This window comes from Lysinibacillus sp. VIII_CA (genome assembly GCF_049943995.1).
GTDB lineage: Bacteria > Bacillota > Bacilli > Bacillales_A > Planococcaceae > Lysinibacillus > Lysinibacillus pinottii.
Map to the genome: position 1 here is coordinate 62,022 of NZ_JBNFXM010000005.1, position 21,254 is coordinate 83,275.

Here is a 21,254-nt window from a genome sequence, read left to right on the forward strand (position 1 = left end):
GGAAATTCCTTAGAGTAAATTCATTCTTTCAGCAAGATTGACAGCCTCTGTTCTTGAATCTACATTTAGCAAAGAAAACAGCTGTGTTAAATATCTCTCAGTAGTTCGCTGAGGAATATTGAGTTCAATCGCAATTGCTTTATTTGTATGACCTTCTGCAATAAGTCTTAAAATTTTCTTTTCTTTTTCATTTAAATGAATATCTTTAGCATTTTGAAGTTTAAATTTATCATCGAGAAAATCTAAGAAATTTTTCGGTAAAACAAATTCACCATTTGCAATCGCCCTAACTGTTCGTATGATCTGCTCCTTAGAGGCTGTTTTTGCTAAAATACCTTCTATTTTTCTCTCTAAAATTAGGGGATAATAATCTGTTATATCGTCTCCTGTATAAAGGATAACGGAAGCATCCGACTGAATGGCTTTAATATTACGGGCTAAATTAATGCCATTTTCCAACGGCATGTTAATATCAATCAAGTAAATAGCATATGGCTTATTTTTTATTCTTTGAATGACACAAGTGGCATCACTTTCCGTATCAATAATGATATCTTCATTTTCTTGAAATAAGTTTTTAGTTCCCTCTAAAACTATAGGGTGATCATCCACTATGAGCATGGTAATCATGTGTTTCACTCCCTTCTTTAACTGCTATTCTAATAGACATCCCTTGGTTTAGTTGTGAGTCAACATAAAAATAACCATTAAAGGCTTTTACTCGCTCCTGCATACCTCGGATACCCATTGACTCTGCTACGATAATATCCTCTACATTACACCCTACACCATCGTCATAATAAATAATTTCAAAACCATCATTCATTTCCTTTAGATGGATTTCAACAGCTGTTGCATAGGAATGTTTTAAGGCATTATTAAATAGCTCTTGGAATAATCGATAAATCATTAAATTCATACGCTCATCTTCTAAATATAAACGGTCTATTGAATAGATTAACACAAAGTTAGCTCTCTCTTGAACCTTCCGAATTAACTTTTCTAATGCCGCATTTAAACCTAATGTATCCAGTAATGGAGGCTTTAAATTCTCACAGTATGCTCGTAATTCATATAGAGAGTCAACCATTTGCTTATGAATTTGAGCAAGCTTCTCCTGCATGTCTGATGTATCCTTTGCGTTAACAAGGACATCTACCTCTCTGGCAATATGAAGTTGTTCCTGCAAATTAGTGTCGTGTAACTCTTGAGCTAACTGATATTTTTCTTCTTCAAATCTCAACCATAATAGCTTATTAAGCCACGGCAATTGACCGTCGTCAGCTTGTTTCATATGCTTTAATTCATCTAATAGTTCTTCCACCATCTTTGTATTTTCAATAAAATTATTTACATACAATAGGAGCAATTCGAGCCATAGTAGCTCCTCGTCTTTTAAATGAATGGTATTGTTATGTCCCAGCACTAAAGCTCTTTTATAATGTGCATCCTGATGGAGAAATGCTAAATAAATTTTATCAATCTTACGTATTTCTCCTAATCTAATATCATCCATTGTGTCAGCTTGTAACAAAATTCTTTCCCCACTATTTGTAAGGAATTCATTCGTACAATAGCTATACGTTAAGACAAAAACATCCTCTAGCTCCAGATGAACAGAAACCTCATAAGCGAATTTCTCTAAAAGCTCATCAATTTTAACGGTTTTCCCAATTTTATCTACAGCCGTGTACAGCTGATGAATATAATCACCTTTTGTTGAAAATAGTATTTTCCGCTTACGATAATCAACTTTTTCTTTTACATAAAAGAGTATGACTAACGAAGAAAATGTAAAGAAGGACACACCTGACATAACACTGATTTTTAAATATTGACCCGCAATGAAGTACAATCCAACTGTGAACCATAGGGTAAATATTAAAGAAAAAATAATATAGTAGCGCAATCTAGTAATATGATACTCGATGTCAAATAGTCGTTCTGCTAATTGTGTAAAGATAAAGCTAAAAGGTATCAGTAATAAAAATAAGGAGCTAATCTCAGATGAAAGGATATACGTATGAAAAAGGATTTTTGGAAGTACATACAAAAATAGAAATGGTAAAAATGGAATCATTATACTACTCAATAAAATCTTCAACTGAGGTGAGTTATATTTGAAATAGCTTACTAATAAAATACCTAAGATAATTATAAGCAGAATAAGAAATAACAATAATACAATATTTGAAAGTCCATCATTTGAAGCAGGGAAAGCAGTTCCAATACAAGCCAATACAAAACCAATGAAAGGCATTAAATAAAAGAACCGGATATTATTCGTAAACATCCATGTTGTTTTCATAAATGAAAAATAATTTCTTAAAAAATGTAATAAAATCACTAAACATAATAACATAGTAGTACGATTTACAATAATTCCTATCCCATCCAGCCTACCGGAGACTCCACTACTTACATAAGCTAGCGAAACAGTTAATATAAAAAGAATTAGTAAATCTGTTAACCTAGTATTTCTTTGTTTGTAATATAAATAAAAAGCAACAAATAACGTTAATAAATAATAGCAAGCCGGAACAATTAATACATAAAAGAACTGCTGAGGAATATCTAAATGTTTAATATGTATATTTATTATTTTTCCATCTGGCTTCATAATTGTAAGATCATTGGCAGATAATATTTTTGATTTATATTTCAATTGATTTAGCTCGGCAATCGGGCCATTATCTACGTTTAAAACTGCATCACCAATGGTTATATTCTGCCCCTTAGCCCAATCTTTATAATATAGTTGAGATACTAGCCATTTACCATCTTTTTCTTCTACCCCAATTTGAATATATGGCGCGCTATAATTCACAAAATTTAAATATAAACCTAACGCTAAATAAAGGACTATAGCGGGCCAAAAAAAATTTGAACGCAACGTATTTAGTTCCAAATATCACTTTCTATAGGCATTTGCATTTCATCAATAAAAGCTTCTAAAATTGCTACTTGTTCTATAGATGAAATTCCAATTAATGAGGCTCTCTGTTCTTTTAATAATGCAACTAGGCTTGGGTTTTGTTCTAAGTACTGAATTACATTAATCATCCTATCGCTCCTCATCATTTTATTAATTTTTGTAGGTAGTCTTTAGCTAAATCATTTAATTCTACATTTTCAAGATAACTTATTGCCTTCAATTTATAGACATTTTTCACAGTAAGTGCATAGCGTATTGCCCCGCCATTTGTCAACTCATTTTCTGCTTCTTTATGATCCAAAATTGTAACTATATCATCATTATAATAGTCAGCTACAGATTTTGAAACATCATTTTTCTGGGATAAAAGATAAATAATCGGCAGGGAGAATCTTTTGTTTAGTAGGTCATTTTTCGGTCCCCATGCTTTCAAACTTTGGATATCGTTTTTAATTTGCTGAATAATGCCTATGTACTTTCCATAAGCCTCTACTTCTTGGGATACTTCCCCTTTGGCAAGAACCTCTCCAATTAAGCAACTCATCGCTGTTAAGGAACCTGATTTAAGCGTAATCATTTGTACATAAGAATCTTCATCGCGGCAATTATTTAATAAGTCTAATTGTTGACCACTTATACTTTTTAATGCGCATTCTTCAAGTATTTTTATAGCAGCTCTTTTATGCTCAAAAGACGTTTCATCAATTGTTTTTGAAGCCATAATCAGCATAGCTAGAGCAACATTTAAAGAAAGCTCTGGTGTCCTGCTCCAACTATTATCTGAATCCTTATCTTGAAGATCATCGATAATATCAAATGACAATATTAAGAGTTCAACTGCTGCAGCAATTTTGTATATGTCGTTATTTCTACTATTTGAAAACGCCTCAAAATGCAAACAGCATAATTTACCAAAAGAAAAACCTGCATCTATTTTTTCTTCTTTAAAGCTTTTAAACAAATGTTTTAGCTCATGACTAAGAAATGTTTCACTTTCAATGAGAATGTCCAATGATTTATTAATACACTCATCCAACCCGTTCAATAGTCCTCTCTCCTCTCCGATATATTAATAGATATTATATAGATTAGTGGGAATTAATACTAGCAGCACCAATAATATATACATATAATTCCATAAATCACTATATAAAGTTGAAGAGCGCCAAAAAGTGGCGTTAATTACTTAAACCACGCCATTTTTTACCTAATTGATAAGGATAAAATGGCGGTAGAGAACGATGTACCGCCATAAAATTGGCGTAAACTCACCATTGAAATGGCGTTATGACAGATGTTACGCTTATAGTAATAACATTTGATTTTCTCATTGTCCTGATAGATTGATGAACATGAATTTTTATGTACTGGGAGTGTTTTAAAAATGAAAAATGGATTTAACGAAACTGTTTTCATACTTACGGCTACTTTTTCATGTAATATCTCTGTCTCAGCTGAAGAGATTATAATTAAAAAGCCTACAGAGGAGCAACTACGAATTGAAAGGATTATTACTCAATCTGAATTAAAAGCTTATCAAGAAACTTTAACGGTCTATAAAAAGCTTTCAACCTTTTCAAACTTAATTAGTGATGTTCCTGGATTTGAAGATTCTTTTCAGCAAAAAAGAGATTACTATATTCAGCAATATGGCATTATAAAAGTACCGAATGACAATTTATTTAGTATGCCATCCGTCAATCCATTAACCTTTGGATTAAATATAGAATCACCTACCACTTACATGACAGCGAATTACACGATTATTAATGCTAGAGGGCTAGCAGCAGTGACAGACTCATCTATTACTCATAAATTAGATGAAAATATAAATATCTCGGGATTGTCCATTAATGAAAGCACTATTTCCTTTAATATGGATGCTACATTTTGTAGTTCCATAAAAACACCGATTACCCATTAATATAAATAAGCAGATAGCATTGGTGTCCCTTCTCTGATTCCATCGTTATCTGCTTTTATTTACAACAAAAAGGTGCCTCAATCGCTTGAGACACCTCTAGGCTATTAACCTTTTACATAATAAACTTCTTGTCCGCTTTCAACGATATGCTCAGGCTTTGGCTTACCTGCACTTGCCTTATGACCCGCAATATGCTCAGGGCTCTTCTCCCAATTTTTCCATGCTTCTTCTGATTCCCAACGAACCATCACTAGCACTTCCTCATCACCACGGCGAACTTTCTTGACCAGCACCTGCTTATCAATGAAACCAGGTTGTTGTTCAAGTAATGATGGACTGTTTGGCTTTGCGCCAAAACGTTCCACCACTTTATCCGAATTCCCTTCCGTCACAACGATACGTTTAATTTGTACAAACATATTAGTTAAACGCCTTTAATACATCTTCAACTTTTAGTGTTTCAGATTGTAAACCGCCACCTGAAAGATACCAAACTTCTGGGTCTAAGTAGAACACTTTACCGTTCTTCACAGCATTCGTTGCACTTACGATTTCGTTTTCAATCGCGCCTTTAGTACCAGACTCGCCGTTTTCGTTTACAACTGCGTCACGGTCAACTACAAATAGAATATCAGGATTTGTATCACGTACATATTCAAAACTTACATTATCACCATGTGTTCCAACTTTAACATTCTCATCAGCAGCTTTCACACCAAATACATCGTGGATAACACCGAAACGTGAACCTGAACCATACGCTGATAATGCGCCTTCACTACCTAATACGATCAAAGCTTTCTCTTCTGATGCTGTTGCTTTGCCTTTTACTTCTTCAACTTTAGCTTCATATGCAGCGATTGCATCTGCCGCTTCTTTTTCTTTACCGAAAATTTTACCAGCTAATTCTGTATTAGCTTTGAATGACTCTAGGAAGTTTTTATTATCTACTCCAATGTAAACTGTTGGAGCAATTTTAGATAACTCAGCATAAGCTGCTGACGCACGACCAGAGATGAAAATAATATCTGGGTTGATTTCAGATAATTTTTCATAATCAGGCTCAAATAAAGTACCAGCATTTACATAAGTGCTATCTTTATATTTGCTTAAGTAAGATGGTAATGAATCTTGTACTACTGCAGTAGGATTAACCCCTAATGCATCTAAAGTATCTAGGAAACCATTATCAAAAACAACAACCTTTTCTGGGATCTTATCAAGCTTTACTTCTTCAAATGTAGTCTTACCATCGCGACCTTCGATTGTGCTACCTGGAATTGTTATTGGGTATGCTGCAGATGCCTCGTTTTGTTCTTCTGCTGGTTTGTCAGTTGACTTACCTTTATCTTCTTCCTTTGCTTCGTCTTTTGAACCGCAAGCAGCTAAAACTAATAGCATCATCGCCATTAATATTGTTAGTAATTTCCATTTTTTCATTTTGAAATTTCTCCTTTAAATTTATTTTATAGTTAATGGATGGTTAAACCATCTGCTACTATTTCTAAGAATTAAAATAAACACAAATTCTGCAGCCATCCTGCTCTTGAACAGGAATATCCATATCATAGATTTCCTTGAGTGCGTCTGAGTTAATGATATCGTTGGTAGAACCATTTTTCACAACACGACCATCTTTTAATGCAACAATATTATCTGAGTAAACGGAAGCAAAATTAATGTCATGTAGTACAATTACAACTGTTTTCCCTAACTCATCCACTAGCTTACGCAAAATCTTCATAATCTGAACAGAATGTTTCATATCTAGATTATTCAATGGCTCGTCCAATAGGATATATTCTGTATCCTGAGCAATAACCATTGCGATAAAAGCACGCTGACGTTGACCACCTGATAATTCATCTAAGTAATTATGTTGAATATCTTCTAAATTCATATATTGAATAGCTTCATCCACTTTTTCTTCATCTTCTGGTTTTAAATTTCCTTTTGAATAAGGGAAACGTCCAAAGGATACAAGCTCACGAATCGTTAAGCGGACATTCATAAAGTTAGACTGTTTTAATATGGATACTCGCTTGGCAAAATCATCCGATTTCCAGCGCCTTACATCTGCTTTATCGAGTAGAACTTCTCCAGTATCTGCATTCAGTAAACGGCTTACCATTGAAAGTAGCGTGGACTTCCCTGCACCATTTGGTCCAATAAAAGACGTAATTTTCCCTGAAACAATATCGACACTTACATCTTGAACGACAGGTTTTTTTCCGAAAAACTTCGTAATTTCTTTCACTTGTATCATCCTGCTGACCTACTTTCTCTTAATAATAAGTAGATGAAGTATACCCCACCCACAAAATTAATAATGACACTTAGTGTAGTACTGAAAGTGAATACTCGCTCAACCATCCACTGCCCACCGATTAAAGCAATAATACTCATTACACAAGAACCAGCAATTAAGATGGAATGCTTGTATGTTTTAAAATACTGATACGATAAATTCGCAACAATTAAACCAAAGAATGTAATAGGCCCAACTAATGCTGTTGAAATGGAAATCAAGATAGAAGCTAAAATTAACATACGTTGTACCAGCTTATCGTATGGTACACCTAAATTAATTGCTGTATCACGTCCTAACGACATGACGTCTAATTTATTCATATGACGCCAACCATACATAAATGTTATCAAAATGATTACACCAGCTAGCCAAACTAAATCTGAATTAACATTATTAAAACTTGCAAACATTTTACTTTGTAAACCTAAAAATTCATTAGGATCGATTAATACTTGGAAGAATGTTGTAATGCTCCCTAAAAACGTACCAACAATCATACCCACTAGTAGTAAAAAATAAATAGGTCGCTTTCCTTCTTTAAACAATACTCGATAAAAAACTAAAGCGAAAACAATCATTGATACGATAGCAAGAGTAAAATTATAGTAAATATTGATAACTAAAATAGATGTAGAGCCAAAGAAAAAGTAGATGAATGTTTGAATCAACATATACAAAGCATCTAACCCCATAACACTTGGCGTTAAAATCCGATTATGGGTAATGGTTTGGAAAACAACTGTTGAATAGGCAATAGCTATACCCGTTAATGCCATCGCTATAACTTTTATGACACGTCTCGGAAAAGCATAATGATAATTACCATTTAATCCCCAAAATAGATACAATAAGATAGCTAACACGGCAAGTCCTAGTAAAATGAACATTCTTGTACGATTACGCATATGCTCTCCCCCTAAACAACATAACTAGGAAGATAGCACTTCCAATTACACCAACAGTCATACTAATTGGTATCTCATAAGGGAATATCAGTACGCGTCCTAAAATATCGCAGAATAATAAGAAGGACATACCAAGTAATGCTGTATGTGGCAATGTTTTTGCCAAATTATCACCTTTAAACAGTGAAATAATATTCGGTATAATCAAACCAAGGAATGGAATGACACCTACTGTTAGCACCACTGTTGTGGAGATAAGAGCCACCAATACTAAGCCTAAATTCACCACAAACTTATAGGATAGGCCAAGATTTTTAGCAAAATCCTCACCCATACCGGCTACTGTAAAACGATTGGCATAAATATAAGCTAAGATAAGTACTGGTACACTTATGTATAACAGTTCATAACGGCCTTTCATGATTAACGAGAAATCTCCTTGTAACCATGCAGAAATGTTTTGGATAATATTTGCCTTATAGGCAAAGAACGTTGTCACGGAAGACAAGATATTACCATACATTAAGCCAATAAGCGGTATAAAAATCGCATCTTTAAACTTAATTCGATTTAATATTTGCATAAATAATAATGTGCCGGCTAGAGCAAATATGAAAGCGAAGGAAATTTTTTGGAAATACGTGACATTTGTGAAAAACATCATGGAAATCAATATACCCAGTCGAGTGGCATCTAAAGTACCTGCTGTCGTTGGTGATACGAACTTATTCCTACTTAAGCTTTGCATAATTAAACCAGCAATACTCATACCTGCGCCTGCTAGCAAAATGGCAACAAGTCTGGGTACACGACTAATTAAAAATAGTCTAGTTTCTTCTGATTGGAAGTCTAATAGATCACTTGGTTTAATATCTACTACTCCGATAAATAGCGATACTATAGACAACACAACAGTTGCTGTTAAAAGATATCTTATTTTCATAGTAATCCCCGGTAGATTTCAATTTTGTGTGTAATGTTACGTTTAGTGAAAATGATTATCATTACTCACGATTTCCATTATAGTCATGTTTTTATTCTCAGTCAACCTGTAAATGAGAATTATTCTCGTTTTATTTAAAAGGAACTAAAAAACGTGTCTAATTAACGAAATATTAGTATTTTCGCCAAACTTTCTACCTTACATAATTCACTATTTCTACAACTTTTTTATCCAAACAAAATGGTAATTGAGAACATCCCTTCGTCTCAATTACCATTCTTATTCATTATATTATTCGTCTTACTTTTCTTAACCATGCTGAAATAATAAATATGATTAAGACTAAACCTACATATCCCATTACTGCATAGAGCTTAGCTACAAGCGTCGTAAATCCAGCTAGACTGGCTAAAAAGCCTAAGCTTCCTATAAAAACAACCGCTACCTTAAAGCTAGGTCTATCAGGCTTAAAGAATCTTACCATAAAAGAATAAAGCATCCCTACTGCAGTATTATAAATCATCCCTAATAAAGAGAATGTCATTAATAGCCCGATCAATGGATGAATTTCATTTGCTAATGCTAGCATAGGAATATCTAGTCCTATTACAACGTTCATTTTTGCAAGAAGAGAAAAATTAATAAGCAAAATTAAAGCACCTAATAGAATTCCGCCAATAATGCCCCCCATTCCAGCTACTTTATCATTGCGCACCGAGCCGCACATCACCGTTAATAATGAGAAACTTACCCCAATATTGAATGACATATATAACAATGCAGTCAACCACCAGCTTTTTGAGCTTATTTGTGCCTGCTGCGCAATTACTGCTTGTTCAACAAAGGTAAGATCCATTGTTGCAATGGCATAGATAGCAATAATAGAAACAATTGCTAATAAGTAAGGAGTTGCTAATGCAATAATATTAATAATGCTTTTAACATCCATCATCACAGTGGCTATGGTTAGCAGAATCATACATATACTCCCTAGCCAAATAGGTAGCCCAAACATTTGCTGTAATGTTGCACCTGCACCCGCAAACATAATAACAGCCACGCCAAATAAAAACAGCGATAATAAATAATCCAATACAAGACCGACAGAATGACCAGAAATCTGATAAATCAAATCCTTGTGGGATGCAGTGCGTAATCTTGAGCTAACCTGGGCTACACACATACCAACAATAGAAAAACCAACCATAGCTAAGAGGGCACCATAAACCCCTTTAAAGCCATAGCTTGTAAAATAGAGGACAATTTCCTGTCCAGATGCAAATCCTGCACCAACGATAATTCCTACATAGGCACCGCCGATTTGCAAGCTCTTTTTCAATCAGTTCTCTCCTCGTTTTTTCCTTTAGAGCAAATGATTTTCATTCCATTTTTATTGATAGACCTCTTTGCTTATTGTCAGCTTATCGATAACTGCCATATTCGGTGTATAGCCAATACCGATTTCTTGTGGTACATCAATATATCCATCTTTGACGATGACTTCTGGATTAATAATATCCTCATACCAATAATGACTAGAGCCCGCGGTATCTCCAGGCAATACAAAATGACTAAGCGAGGTTAAGGCAATATTATGTGCTCGTCCGATTCCTGCCTCTAACATTCCTCCACACCAAACAGGAATTTGATTCTCCTTGCAGAGGTCATGAATTCGTTTAGCTTCGGTTAGACCGCCAACTCGTCCAATTTTAATATTGATTACACCACAGCTTCCTAGCTCAATTGCTTTTCGAGCATCTTCATACGATGTGATACTTTCATCTAAACATATTGGCGTTTTTATGTTTTTCTGCAAGGTTGCATGATCCACAATATCATCAGGAGCCAAAGGTTGTTCGATCATTAGTAAGTTGTAATCATCAAGCTGCTGTAATATGGCGATATCATTTAATGTATAAGCTGAGTTCGCATCGACCATTAAAGGTAAATTTGGTAGCTCTGCACGGATTGCACGTACCACTTCTACATCATAACCAGGCTTAATTTTCACTTTTACCCTTTTGTAACCCTTTTCCAAATGGCTTTTTATTACTTCTATTAATTGAGCTATTGTAGCTTGAATACCTACACTGACCCCAACTTCAATACGTGTTTTTTGCCCACCTAAAGCCCGTGCGAGAGATTGTTTTGTTTGTTGGGAATAAATATCCCATATAGCACCTTCTATCGAAGCTTTCGCCATGCAATTTCTGCGAATAGAAGCAAACAATGTAGTCACCTCATCAGGATGCCCGATCTCTTTATTTAGCAAGATGGGTATTAGAAAATCTTTCAGCATATGCCATGTCGTCTTTAAAGTTTCCTCTGTATACCAAGGCGCTACAAAAGCAACCGTCTCTCCCCATCCAGTAATCCCAGATTCATCTTTTGCTTCTATTAATAACAGTTCTTTTTCGTCGACTGTACCAAAGCTCGTTGAAAACGGTGCTTTCATCGGCATTTTAATATGTCTTAAAGTAATCTTTTCTACTTTCACAAACTTCACTCCCTCTAATTATTATAAGGCTAATAAGGAGCGTCTGACTAACAGATAGCTATGGACATATTCTGGGTGCTTCTTGACACGTACAATTGCATAGCCTTGATTGAATAATGCTGTTAAGATCTTTCTAATTTTATAGCGCCAGTCCTCTGCAAGTTTAGGACTTTCAACTTTCACTTTCTGCAAATATTGAGGAATCGGTAATAGATAGGCCTCCTGATGAAAGGAATGTTCCATTTGAAATGTATTATCTACGTCTAGGACAGGCAAGCCATCGACAGTTAATGTCCATGGTACGATTTCCTGTGCGATTTCTTCTAGTTCATCAATGCTATCAGCCATTTGTTCACGTTCTATCCACCACTCAACAATCAGCCTGTCTGAAGGTAATCCTTCATTAAAGTCATCTTCAAGAGCGCCGTAATAATCATTTTCGTATCGATAACTAATAGCATTTAGCTTTAAAAATGCCAAATTAGCTAAGCTCACCTCTTCTTGCTGAGCGTGCTTTAATAACTCACCTACACCTTGTTCACGATATGCTTTCTTTACGCCAATCATGTGTGAATGTAAGTATATTTCTCTATCATGATAGCCCACAAAGCAATAGTTAAAGCCAATTAGCCTTTCTTCTAAATAAGCACCTAAAACTAATCCGCCATTTTGTACAACTGCTAGTAATTGGTGAGTGGGAATTGCTTGGCTTCCCCATATTTCAGCATTCAACTTTTGGACCTCTGCCAGTTCTATAGGTGTCATGACTTTGTGAATTTGCACTTGCTCTAACATTATGCTGACGCCTCCTTTGTATCTGTTGACTCCAATGCTAATAAGACTGCTCTCGTAAGAATCTCCACGCCAGTAACAAGTCGTGCTTGTTTAAACTTCATTTTCGGATGGTGTAATCCTGGTGTTAATCCACATCCTAAGCCCAACATGGTTGTTTTTAAGTGTGGCCTTTTTACCGCATAATGATGAAAATCCTCTCCACCAGGTGTGTGTACCGGCTTTCTTAAATTTGATAATCCGGCAGCCTGTATAATTGCTTGTTCCATAATATATTGTGCACTTGTATCAACTTCCGCAGCTACAATATTGGCAACAGTACGTAATTCAATCTGCACCTTATGCAATAGCTTAGTGGAATCAATAACACGTTTGACCCCTTGCGCTAAATCATCCATAACATTATTTTGCTGAGCACGAATGTCTATCGTAAATGAGGCATTACCAGGTATGATATTGCCTGATTCTCCCCCTGCATGGAACTTTGTCATCTTAACTGATACAGGTACCATTGGATCGGTATGAATGGTTCGTAAATCTTCAATGATGGTAGCCCCTACTTCGATTGCATTAACGCCCAGATGTGGCCTTGCAGCATGGGCATCCTCTCCAATAATCTCCCCTTCTAGTAAACGAGAGGCTCCGTGATACAAGGCTGCACAGTATGTACCATCCTCTAGCTCATGAACGGGTCTTACATGCACACCAAATAAATAGTCAAGCTCATCAATTACACCTTCTTCTAAGACTGCTAATGCTCCCGTCCCTTTTTCTTCAGCAGGCTGGAAAATGACACGGATTGTACCATTAAATGATGGCTGTTGTTCTTTTAATAGTAAGAGAGTACCAATAGCCATTGTCATATGTCCATCATGCCCACAGGAGTGGTTTGCACGGAAATGGCCATCAACCTCCTGCCATAATGCGTCTATATCTGTTCGTAAACCCACTTTAGGACTACCATGACCCACATCAACATAAAGACCTGTAGAATTTTTAAAGCGAATTGGCGAAAACCCTTCTTCCGTTAATAAATCTACTATATAATTAGTTGTTTCTATCTCATGCCAGCTAATTTCTGGATTGGCGTGTAAATACGTAAAAATCTCCATTAATCTTGACCTCAAACGGTCCAATTCTTCTTTCATACCATCCAACCCCTTAAAATTTTCTTATAATTATGATTATTATAGCGAAAATAATGATCTTCCACATAGAAACTTATAAAATTACTACTTAAGATAATATATTTCGCGCTAGACTTCATAAATAGACATTTATTTAGATAACAAAAAAAGATGTAAATACAGCCCATTAGCCGGACTGTACTTACATCTTCCAATTAGTTAATACCTTTCATTGCCTTTGAAATAATCGGCGATAAAATTAACAATAATATACCAATGACGATTGAAAGCGACCCCAAGAAGCCGAAGTATGTGAATTCGCTTACAACTTCATAAACCTTTACTAACTGTGCATTAATTGCTTGTGCTGCCGCACTTGTTAAAAACCATAAAGACATGGTTTGTGCCGCAAATGCTTGTGGTGCCAATTTCGTCGTAGCCGATAAACCAACAGGTGATAATAATAATTCACCTACAACTACTAAAAAGAATGACAGTACTAACCACCAAGGACTAACTAATGTTTCTCCGCCAGATAAGTGTGCTGGAATCATCATGACAAGGAATGATAAACCTGCAAAGAATAAGGCGTATGAAAATTTACGTGGTGTAGTAGGCTGCTTGTCTCCCCATTTAAGCCATAACATCGCAAATAATGGTGCCATTGTTATAACAAATAACGGGTTTAATGACTGGAACCAAGAAGATTGAAGCTGAATGCTACCAATACTTAATTGTGTACGCTCATCTGCATACGTAGCCAGAATTGTTGCCCCTTGTTCTTGAATTGCCCAGAACATAACGGCTGACAAAAATAATGGAATATATGCAAGAAGTCGAGATTTTTCATCTTTTGTTGTCTTTTTACTACGATACATATAAATAAAGAAGACTGTTGGAATTAATACACCAAGAGCTGTAATGATTAAACTGAATACATTCATCGTTAAAGTACCAGTTTTAATACCAATGGCACCTAGAATGATAATAAGTAAAGCAACAATACCAAATTGCGCAAAGACTTTTTTGCGTTCTTCAGGCTTTAATGGGTTATTAACTTGTAAACCCGCTAGGCCTAAGTATTTTTTCTCCGTCAATTTATAAACAATTAACCCAACAAGCATCCCTAAACCGGCTAAACCAAAGCCTAAGTGGAAGCTATACTTTTGTCCAATTGTTCCGACAATAAATGGTGCAATGAATGCCCCCATATTAATACCCATATAGAAAATAGAGAAGCCTGCATCACGGCGGCTATCTGTTTCAGCATAAATATCCCCAACAATACTTGAAACGTTTGGTTTTAATAACCCAGTTCCCATTACGATAAATGCCATTGAAGCAAATAGCATCGTTACACCGCCAGGCAGTGCTAGTAATAAATGGCCAATCATTATTAACACGCCACCGTAAAAAATAGTTCTACGTGTTCCTAATACTCGGTCAGCAATCCATCCACCTATAATACCTGACATATAAACGAGTGAACCATAAATGGCCATAATAGAGTTCGCTGTTCCGCGGTCTAGACCTAATCCACCCTGATTCAATTCGTAATACATAAAGAAAATGAGAATTGCTCGCATACCATAATATGAGAAACGTTCCCAAAATTCTGTGAAAAACAAAGTAAAGAGCCCTTTAGGGTGTCCAACAAAACCATTTTGAGGGACAGATTTTACAACTTCATCTTTACTAGACATACAATACCCTCTCCCAATTAAAAATATTCTCTTTAAAAAACATTATTACCCTAAAATAAGGATTAAAAAACTGTGTTTCATCATACTAAAGCGTTTTTTTAACTTTAGCAAGAGTTTTAAAAAATGTTGAAAATTTATCATTTTTCTTTAAATTCTGATTGTTTATTTCGATAATTATTAAATCCTTTGATATATCTAAGTTTTCTCACACTTCAATAGCCCACACTTGTTTTCTGAACATTAAATTATTCTAAAATATTTATAATTCAGATTTATAACTTTTTATACAATTTTAAACTATTTTTTCTAACAATTATTAAAATGCTACAGGCTGTTGATCTAGATTCTATATTCCCCTTAATCACAAAAAGCATGCCAAAATCTTTTGGCATGCTTCAGGTTATTTTTTCATTTTTTAATTTACGACGTATTGCTGATATTTTGCATAATCCGCTTCTTTAACTTCAAGGGATAATAATGTACCACCCTCTTCGTATGCTGTATTAGAAACAGAGGCATGTTCATTTAAATAAGAAACAATATTTCCTTGGTCATAAGGTATGAGCATTTCACATGTCACATAATTGGAGAAAATATGTTGACGAATTAATTGAATTAACTCTTCTAGCCCTACCGCTTCCTTTGCTGATACCCATATATTATCGCCACTTACAACAGGGTAAGGCACTTGAGCAAGATCAGCTTTATTGTAAACATAAATGGTTGGAATACCTTCAACACCAACCGCTTTTAACGTTTCATTTGTAACATCCATCATAAAACCATGCTCTGAATTGGAAACATCTACGACGTGTAATAAAAGATCTGCATCTCTTGCTTCTTCCAATGTGGAGCGGAACGCCTTTACTAAATGGTGGGGCAATTTGCTGACAAACCCAACTGTATCTGTTAATAAAAATGTCTTGTTATCAGGTAGCTCAATCTGTCGAACTGATGTTTCAAGTGTAGCAAAAAGCATATCCTTCTCAAAGACTTGTTTATGCTCCTCTTGGCCTATCTCAGCCAACAATTGATTCATAATCGTTGACTTGCCAGCATTAGTGTAGCCAACTATAGACACTACCGGAAGGGCATTTTTTCGACGCTGTTTACGCTGCGTTTCACGTTGATCCTTGACCTGCTCTAGATCCTTTTTGATTTTCGCTATTTGATCTTCTATTTTCCGACGATCCAATTCAAGCTTTGTTTCCCCAGCACCTCGGTTTTTGAAGCCACCGCCTGTCCCTCCACCCTGACGGCTTAAAGAAGCATGTAAGCCCACTAAGCGCGGGAGCATATATTGTAGCTGTGCTAATTCTACCTGCATTTGCGCCTCTCGTGTTTTTGCCCTTCTGCCAAAAATATCCAAAATAAGCATTGTTCGATCAATAACTTTCGTTGCTAGATCACGCTCTAAATTACGGATTTGCGAAGGAGACAGCTCATCATTAAAAATGATGAGATTTGCTTGTGCTTCTTCATAGAAATTTTTGATTTCTTCTATTTTACCTGTACCAACATAATGGGAAGGTGTCACACGCTCTAAATTTTGCGTAACTACCCCTACGACCTCCACATTTAGTGCCTCTGCTAAATTTCGAAGCTCTTCCATCGAGTAATTAAAGTGCGCATCATTACGTAAATTTACGCCAACGAGTATGGCCTTTTCAATTAATACATCAACTTCCTTAATTCTATCCATTAGAAACCTCCCACCAAAACCTCGGTGTCCCTACGACAAATTTTCTTCATCTTACCATAAATTACAGCTTTACGTATGTTCAGAACTTTACGAAAAACATTTCAAAAAATGCGCCTCTCTGTAAAGGCGCATTTCCCTTATTTTCTTTCTTCTTTTAATAATTCTTCCGAACGGCTAAACTCTTCTTCAATTTCTTCATTAGGTCTATACGTCAATATACTAACGACAACCGCAACAATTAAACATACAAAGAAGCCTGGCACAATTTCATATAAGGCACTTGATAACGATTCAACTTTCCCCCAAATAAATGCTGTTGCAGCACCAGTTACCATTCCGCTTAAAGCACCGTAATTCGTTAACTTCCTCCAATATAAAGAAAGCAAAATGACTGGTCCAAATGCTGCACCAAATCCTGCCCATGCAAAACCAACTAGACTTAAGATGGAGCTATCTGGATTCCAAGCTAAAACCGCTGCAATAATCGCAACAACTAGAACAGCGATACGTCCTACAAAAACATAATGTTTATCAGTTGCTGTTTTGTTAAACAACGCTTTATAAATATCCTCTACAAGCGCCGAAGAGGTAACGATTAATTGCGATGAAATAGTACTCATTACAGCAGCTAAAATTGCTGCTAGCATAACTCCAGCTATAAATGGATGGAATAAAATTTGTCCCAGAACAATAAATACTGTTTCAGCGTCTTTTAGCTCACCTGCATTTTGTTCATAATAGGCTACCCCTACCAACGCCGTCCCAATTGCACCAAATAAACTTAACATCATCCACCCAATACCAATACGACGGGCCTGCTTTGTTTCTTTTACAGAGCTGATGGCCATAAAGCGCACAATAATATGTGGCTGCCCAAAATAGCCTAATCCCCAGGCAAGTGAGGAGATAATACCGGCTGCTGTTGCAGTGGCAGGTAACATGTTTAAAAGATCTGGGCTAACCGCTTTAATAGAAGTAATTGTTTCCCCTATTCCACCTGTTACAAAAAGACCAAATAGTGGTACAGCAATAAGTGCTAGAAACATGATAAGTCCTTGTAAAAAATCAGTATAACTTACTGCTAAAAATCCGCCGAACAATGTATAGGCTACCACTACTGCCGAAACGATTAACAAACCTGTATGATACTCATAACCAAACGAACTATCGAAAAATTTTCCTCCTGCTACCATCCCAGAAGATACATAAAATGTAAAAAATATTAAAATAATAATACCTGAAGCAATTCTGATCAACTTCGTATGATCACGTAATCGATTATCCAAATAACTCGGTATGGTAATGGAATCATTGGTAACCTGTGTATAAACACGTAACCGTGGAGCTACCAATAACCAGTTTAAATATGCGCCTACCGTTAACCCAATGGCAATCCAGGCTTCCACAAGACCTGATAAAAAAATAGCACCAGGTAAGCCCATTAAAAGCCAGCCAGACATATCCGCCGCACCCGCACTTAGTGCCGTTACAGCCGGACCTAAGGAACGACCACCAAGCATATAGTCCGTTAAATTGGAAGTTTTAACGAATGCATACCAGCCGATCACCAGCATGGCGACCATATAAATAATAATTGCTAATAATTGATACATATTATCTGACATACTTTTTCCTCCTATTCAGTCTTTAGTATCACCAATTCATAAAGAATTACTATACATAAAGATACCATGAATATACAACTCCACCTATAATTACTCAGAATTTTTGTGAAAATTTTTTCAAAAACATTGTTCGTTATAAAATGTGTTAAACTAGTGCCATCTATTACACAACAAAGTAGGCGAAAATGTATGATATTTGAAGAAATGAAAGCTCATCTCATTGAAAGAATTTTACAGCAACAGCTAGTTACTGCTACAATCAGTCAACCCCGCATGAAATCTAATGAAGTTAAACGCATTAAGTTAAAGCCATTAATGTTAAAGAATAGTTATCATATACAAATTGAATACCAATATGAACGAATTTTAAAACATGAAAATATTCAATTGACCGAATTTCCCGCTAAGCTGGAGGATATTTTCGAAGATTATCGTCAAGCCCATGTTGATTTTATTGATGAAAAAGTACAAGTGCAATTATCAAAAAAGAATAAAGTACTTTGGAAATCCGATCAATCGTCTACACCAAAGCAGGTAAATCTAGCACATAATCGTAAAAAAAATTATTTACTCTCGGACGATCAACCTTACCCATTTTTAATCCGACTTGGGGTGCAAACAGAGGATGGAAAAGTTAAAAAACAAAAATACGATAAATTTAAGCAAATTAACCGCTTTATTGAATTTATTGACGATGCTTTATCCTACTTACCAAAAAACCGGCAAGTTCGTATATTAGATTTTGGATCAGGCAAATCCTATTTAACTTTTGCTTTATACCACTATTTAAAAATTGAAAAAGGTTTAGATATACGTGTAACAGGCTTAGATTTGAAAAAGGAGATTATTGAAGAGTGTTCAAGAATAGCACAAGATTTAGGCTATGACCAGCTTGAATTTCTTGTAGGAGATATTAATGATTATAATGAGGAAACCTCTGTAGATATGGTCGTAACACTGCATGCTTGCGATGTTGCCACAGATATGGCTTTAGCGCGTGCCGTGAAATGGGGCGCAAGCGTCATATTAAGTGTTCCTTGTTGTCAACATGAATTAAATCGTCAACTAAATACGCCATCATTGGAGATAATGTTACAACACGGTCTTGTACGAGAGCGTTTCGCCGCCCTTGCTACAGATTCCATTCGGGCTGAAATCTTGTCCCTTGTTGGCTATGAGGCACAGCTTCTTGAATTTATTGATATGGAAAATACGCCCAAAAATATTTTAATTCGAGCATACCGAACAGGCAAAAAAGCAAGTACAGAGCAACGTGCCAACTATGATGCTTTCTTAAATTTATTACATGCAACACCATTTTTACAAACAGAGTTAAACGAGTATTTATAACAGACTAAAAAGGCAATCCGAACCATCTCTTTACAATACAATAAACCATCGAGCGCGAAAACGTCTCGATGGTTTTGTCTACAGTCAAAGACGATTCAATCCTTATTGAATCTCTTTCATTATAGCTCTTGTCGTAAAGCATGGATGACATCAATTTTCGTCGCCTTACGAGCAGGACGATAACCGGAGATCATCGCTACTCCAATACTAATAGCTGCTGCAATAACGACTAACTGCCATGGAATAAGAGAAAATGTAATATCATTTGTTGCAAATGCATCTTCTCCCGTGGCTGCTTTTAGAATCAGAGGCAGCACTGCATTGGCAGCAAAACTAATGGCATATGAAATGATTACCGCAATGAAGGTACCTAAAAGCCCAATAAACGTACTTTCCATTAAAAATAAGCGTTGGATTAATTTTGGACTTGCACCAATCGCTTTTAAGACACCTATTTCACGAGTTCGTTCTGTCACAGCCATTGTCATCGTATTGAAAATACCGATGGAAGCAATGAGCACAGCAATTGTACCAACAAAAATCAAACCAATCTTTAAGACTAAGAAAAATACATTCATTTGATCTAATTGCTCCGTCACCGAATAGACACTGTAACCACTATCTTTTAGTTTCTCTAAAATGGGCTTTACGTTTTCCAATGTATCAGCAAAAATATTAAATTCTGAGTAAAACATTTCCTCTGCGGTTGTATCTTCGAGAGCGGACAGATTCTTAACTAATGCTGGTTTTTGTGCTGTGTCCATATGAATCGTATTATCAATCATCCAATCATACGATGGTTTCTCCATTACGCCAACAATTGTATAGATCATTTTTGCCGATTCTTCATTGTTACCAGTGTTAGGCAATAGTGACATGTCAATGGTTTGTCCTATTAATGATTTTTTATAGCCTTCATCGCTTCCATTATAATAGGTGCCTTCTGCCTCAGCCTTTTTACTTTTTTCTTTAATTACATTGCGGTCGGCCTCATTCAATAGTGTTTGTGCAAAATGATAGCCTACCACTATTTCATTTGGCTTTGCTGGATAAGCACCTTCTGCAAGCTTGCCATTCACCTGTTCAAAATCCTTCATATCATTTAAAACTAAACTAGAAGTTGTATCTCGATCACCTAAAAAAGAATGTGCAGAGGCATTCACGCTTACCGTTTCAAGTACTGTTTCCACATGATCTATCTTTTTAATTTCTTGAATCTGATCCTCTGTAAATTGTTTATCCCCATATACTTGAATTTTCGTAACTGTTTCATTGGAAAGGATTTCATTACGTAATGATTCCTGTAATCCAAAACCTACGGATGCTAGTACGATGAGGAAAGCACAACCCATTGTAGCAGCTAGAACCGTCATAAAAACACGCAATTTATTTTTCTTTATGTGCTGTGTGACAAAGTCTAATTGATCCTTAAATAACATA

General features: G+C 35.7%; 19 protein-coding genes. 2 read left to right on the forward strand and 17 right to left on the reverse strand.

Features of this window, described 5'->3' with window-relative positions; translation table 11 throughout:
- Positions 1 to 9: 9 nt before the first annotated feature.
- The 4 genes from ACP3VS_RS09115 to ACP3VS_RS09130 are packed head-to-tail and all read right to left on the reverse strand — an operon-like array spanning position 10 to position 3,980.
- A complete protein-coding gene (locus ACP3VS_RS09115; RefSeq protein WP_031416532.1) occupies positions 10 to 630 on the reverse strand; it encodes a response regulator transcription factor in 621 nt (206 codons plus the stop codon).
- On the reverse strand, positions 605 to 2,893 hold the full coding sequence (locus tag ACP3VS_RS09120) for a sensor histidine kinase (protein ID WP_426388566.1): 2,289 nt from the start codon (positions 2,891 to 2,893) through the stop codon (positions 605 to 607). Before ACP3VS_RS09120 ends, ACP3VS_RS09115 begins: the two co-directional genes overlap by 26 nt.
- A gap of 5 nt (positions 2,894 to 2,898) precedes the next feature.
- Complete coding sequence (gene comX, locus ACP3VS_RS09125; protein ID WP_012295836.1) at positions 2,899 to 3,063, reverse strand: competence pheromone ComX; 165 nt, start codon at positions 3,061 to 3,063, stop codon at positions 2,899 to 2,901.
- A 14-nt stretch (positions 3,064 to 3,077) separates the two neighbouring features.
- Positions 3,078 to 3,980: a polyprenyl synthetase family protein gene (locus ACP3VS_RS09130; protein ID WP_099805356.1), complete on the reverse strand. Its 903-nt coding sequence runs from the start codon at positions 3,978 to 3,980 to the stop codon at positions 3,078 to 3,080.
- 339 nt (positions 3,981 to 4,319) lie between these two features.
- Between ACP3VS_RS09130 and ACP3VS_RS09135 the strand changes: the two genes are divergently transcribed.
- A complete protein-coding gene (locus tag ACP3VS_RS09135) occupies positions 4,320 to 4,859 on the forward strand; it encodes a hypothetical protein (protein WP_012295838.1) in 540 nt (179 codons plus the stop codon).
- Positions 4,860 to 4,963: 104 nt separating this feature from the next.
- Here the strand turns inward: ACP3VS_RS09135 and ACP3VS_RS09140 are convergent, their stop codons facing one another.
- From ACP3VS_RS09140 to putP, 12 genes are all read right to left on the reverse strand, one after another.
- Entirely contained in the window at positions 4,964 to 5,278 is a 315-nt protein-coding gene (locus ACP3VS_RS09140; RefSeq protein WP_012295839.1) for an antibiotic biosynthesis monooxygenase family protein, read from the reverse strand.
- Between the two features lies 1 nt (position 5,279).
- Entirely contained in the window at positions 5,280 to 6,299 is a 1,020-nt protein-coding gene (locus ACP3VS_RS09145; RefSeq protein WP_099805357.1) for a siderophore ABC transporter substrate-binding protein, read from the reverse strand.
- 64 nt (positions 6,300 to 6,363) lie between these two features.
- The gene (locus ACP3VS_RS09150) at positions 6,364 to 7,125 is read right to left on the reverse strand and encodes an ABC transporter ATP-binding protein (protein ID WP_008175175.1); all 762 of its coding nucleotides are present in this window, start codon (positions 7,123 to 7,125) and stop codon (positions 6,364 to 6,366) included.
- Positions 7,122 to 8,075, reverse strand: a complete 954-nt coding sequence (locus ACP3VS_RS09155) for an iron chelate uptake ABC transporter family permease subunit (protein ID WP_422762527.1) — start codon at positions 8,073 to 8,075, stop codon at positions 7,122 to 7,124. Before ACP3VS_RS09155 ends, ACP3VS_RS09150 begins: the two co-directional genes overlap by 4 nt.
- Positions 8,068 to 9,018 carry an ABC transporter permease gene (locus ACP3VS_RS09160; protein ID WP_031416542.1) on the reverse strand — a complete coding sequence of 317 codons (951 nt, stop codon included), beginning with the start codon at positions 9,016 to 9,018 and terminating at the stop codon, positions 8,068 to 8,070. The genes ACP3VS_RS09155 and ACP3VS_RS09160 overlap by 8 nt, the downstream gene beginning before the upstream one ends.
- Before the next feature lie 286 nt (positions 9,019 to 9,304).
- Complete coding sequence (locus ACP3VS_RS09165; protein ID WP_031416543.1) at positions 9,305 to 10,357, reverse strand: YkvI family membrane protein; 1,053 nt, start codon at positions 10,355 to 10,357, stop codon at positions 9,305 to 9,307.
- Between the two features lie 51 nt (positions 10,358 to 10,408).
- Positions 10,409 to 11,515: an o-succinylbenzoate synthase gene (gene menC / locus ACP3VS_RS09170; protein ID WP_031416545.1), complete on the reverse strand. Its 1,107-nt coding sequence runs from the start codon at positions 11,513 to 11,515 to the stop codon at positions 10,409 to 10,411.
- A gap of 21 nt (positions 11,516 to 11,536) precedes the next feature.
- Positions 11,537 to 12,310, reverse strand: a complete 774-nt coding sequence (locus tag ACP3VS_RS09175) for a GNAT family N-acetyltransferase (protein ID WP_426388567.1) — start codon at positions 12,308 to 12,310, stop codon at positions 11,537 to 11,539.
- Positions 12,310 to 13,455 (reverse strand): M20 peptidase aminoacylase family protein, encoded by a 1,146-nt coding sequence (locus tag ACP3VS_RS09180; RefSeq protein ID WP_031416547.1) that lies wholly within the window; start codon positions 13,453 to 13,455, stop codon positions 12,310 to 12,312. Before ACP3VS_RS09180 ends, ACP3VS_RS09175 begins: the two co-directional genes overlap by 1 nt.
- Before the next feature lie 194 nt (positions 13,456 to 13,649).
- Positions 13,650 to 15,137 (reverse strand): peptide MFS transporter, encoded by a 1,488-nt coding sequence (locus tag ACP3VS_RS09185; protein WP_031416549.1) that lies wholly within the window; start codon positions 15,135 to 15,137, stop codon positions 13,650 to 13,652.
- A gap of 415 nt (positions 15,138 to 15,552) precedes the next feature.
- Entirely contained in the window at positions 15,553 to 16,839 is a 1,287-nt protein-coding gene (gene hflX, locus ACP3VS_RS09190; protein ID WP_031416550.1) for a GTPase HflX, read from the reverse strand.
- 137 nt (positions 16,840 to 16,976) lie between these two features.
- The gene (gene putP / locus ACP3VS_RS09195; RefSeq protein ID WP_012295848.1) at positions 16,977 to 18,464 is read right to left on the reverse strand and encodes a sodium/proline symporter PutP; all 1,488 of its coding nucleotides are present in this window, start codon (positions 18,462 to 18,464) and stop codon (positions 16,977 to 16,979) included.
- A gap of 189 nt (positions 18,465 to 18,653) precedes the next feature.
- Between putP and ACP3VS_RS09200 the strand changes: the two genes are divergently transcribed.
- Positions 18,654 to 19,814, forward strand: coding sequence for a class I SAM-dependent methyltransferase (locus ACP3VS_RS09200; RefSeq protein ID WP_325882055.1), 1,161 nt, complete (start codon positions 18,654 to 18,656; stop codon positions 19,812 to 19,814).
- Positions 19,815 to 19,933: 119 nt separating this feature from the next.
- On the opposite strand, the gene ACP3VS_RS09205 is transcribed toward ACP3VS_RS09200, so the two are convergent.
- Positions 19,934 to 21,253 carry an ABC transporter permease gene (locus ACP3VS_RS09205; RefSeq protein WP_197150624.1) on the reverse strand — a complete coding sequence of 440 codons (1,320 nt, stop codon included), beginning with the start codon at positions 21,251 to 21,253 and terminating at the stop codon, positions 19,934 to 19,936.
- Position 21,254: the final 1 nt, after the last annotated feature.

Excerpts from the sequence above, each read along its gene's own strand:
- ACP3VS_RS09180 (WP_031416547.1), bottom strand. The coding sequence starts at position 13,455 with ATGAAAGAAGAATTGGACCGTTTGAGGTCAAGATTAATGGAGATTTTT.
- putP (WP_012295848.1), bottom strand. The coding sequence starts at position 18,464 with ATGTCAGATAATATGTATCAATTATTAGCAATTATTATTTATATGGTC.
- ACP3VS_RS09115 (WP_031416532.1), bottom strand. The coding sequence starts at position 630 with ATGATTACCATGCTCATAGTGGATGATCACCCTATAGTTTTAGAGGGA.
- comX (WP_012295836.1), bottom strand. The coding sequence starts at position 3,063 with ATGATTAATGTAATTCAGTACTTAGAACAAAACCCAAGCCTAGTTGCA.
- ACP3VS_RS09175 (WP_426388567.1), bottom strand. The coding sequence starts at position 12,310 with ATGTTAGAGCAAGTGCAAATTCACAAAGTCATGACACCTATAGAACTG.
- ACP3VS_RS09155 (WP_422762527.1), bottom strand. The coding sequence starts at position 8,075 with ATGCGTAATCGTACAAGAATGTTCATTTTACTAGGACTTGCCGTGTTA.
- ACP3VS_RS09200 (WP_325882055.1), top strand. The coding sequence starts at position 18,654 with ATGATATTTGAAGAAATGAAAGCTCATCTCATTGAAAGAATTTTACAG.
- ACP3VS_RS09145 (WP_099805357.1), bottom strand. The coding sequence starts at position 6,299 with ATGAAAAAATGGAAATTACTAACAATATTAATGGCGATGATGCTATTA.
- ACP3VS_RS09205 (WP_197150624.1), bottom strand. The coding sequence starts at position 21,253 with ATGTTATTTAAGGATCAATTAGACTTTGTCACACAGCACATAAAGAAA.
- ACP3VS_RS09160 (WP_031416542.1), bottom strand. The coding sequence starts at position 9,018 with ATGAAAATAAGATATCTTTTAACAGCAACTGTTGTGTTGTCTATAGTA.
- ACP3VS_RS09135 (WP_012295838.1), top strand. The coding sequence starts at position 4,320 with ATGAAAAATGGATTTAACGAAACTGTTTTCATACTTACGGCTACTTTT.
- ACP3VS_RS09185 (WP_031416549.1), bottom strand. The coding sequence starts at position 15,137 with ATGTCTAGTAAAGATGAAGTTGTAAAATCTGTCCCTCAAAATGGTTTT.
- ACP3VS_RS09150 (WP_008175175.1), bottom strand. The coding sequence starts at position 7,125 with ATGATACAAGTGAAAGAAATTACGAAGTTTTTCGGAAAAAAACCTGTC.
- ACP3VS_RS09140 (WP_012295839.1), bottom strand. The coding sequence starts at position 5,278 with ATGTTTGTACAAATTAAACGTATCGTTGTGACGGAAGGGAATTCGGAT.
- hflX (WP_031416550.1), bottom strand. The coding sequence starts at position 16,839 with ATGGATAGAATTAAGGAAGTTGATGTATTAATTGAAAAGGCCATACTC.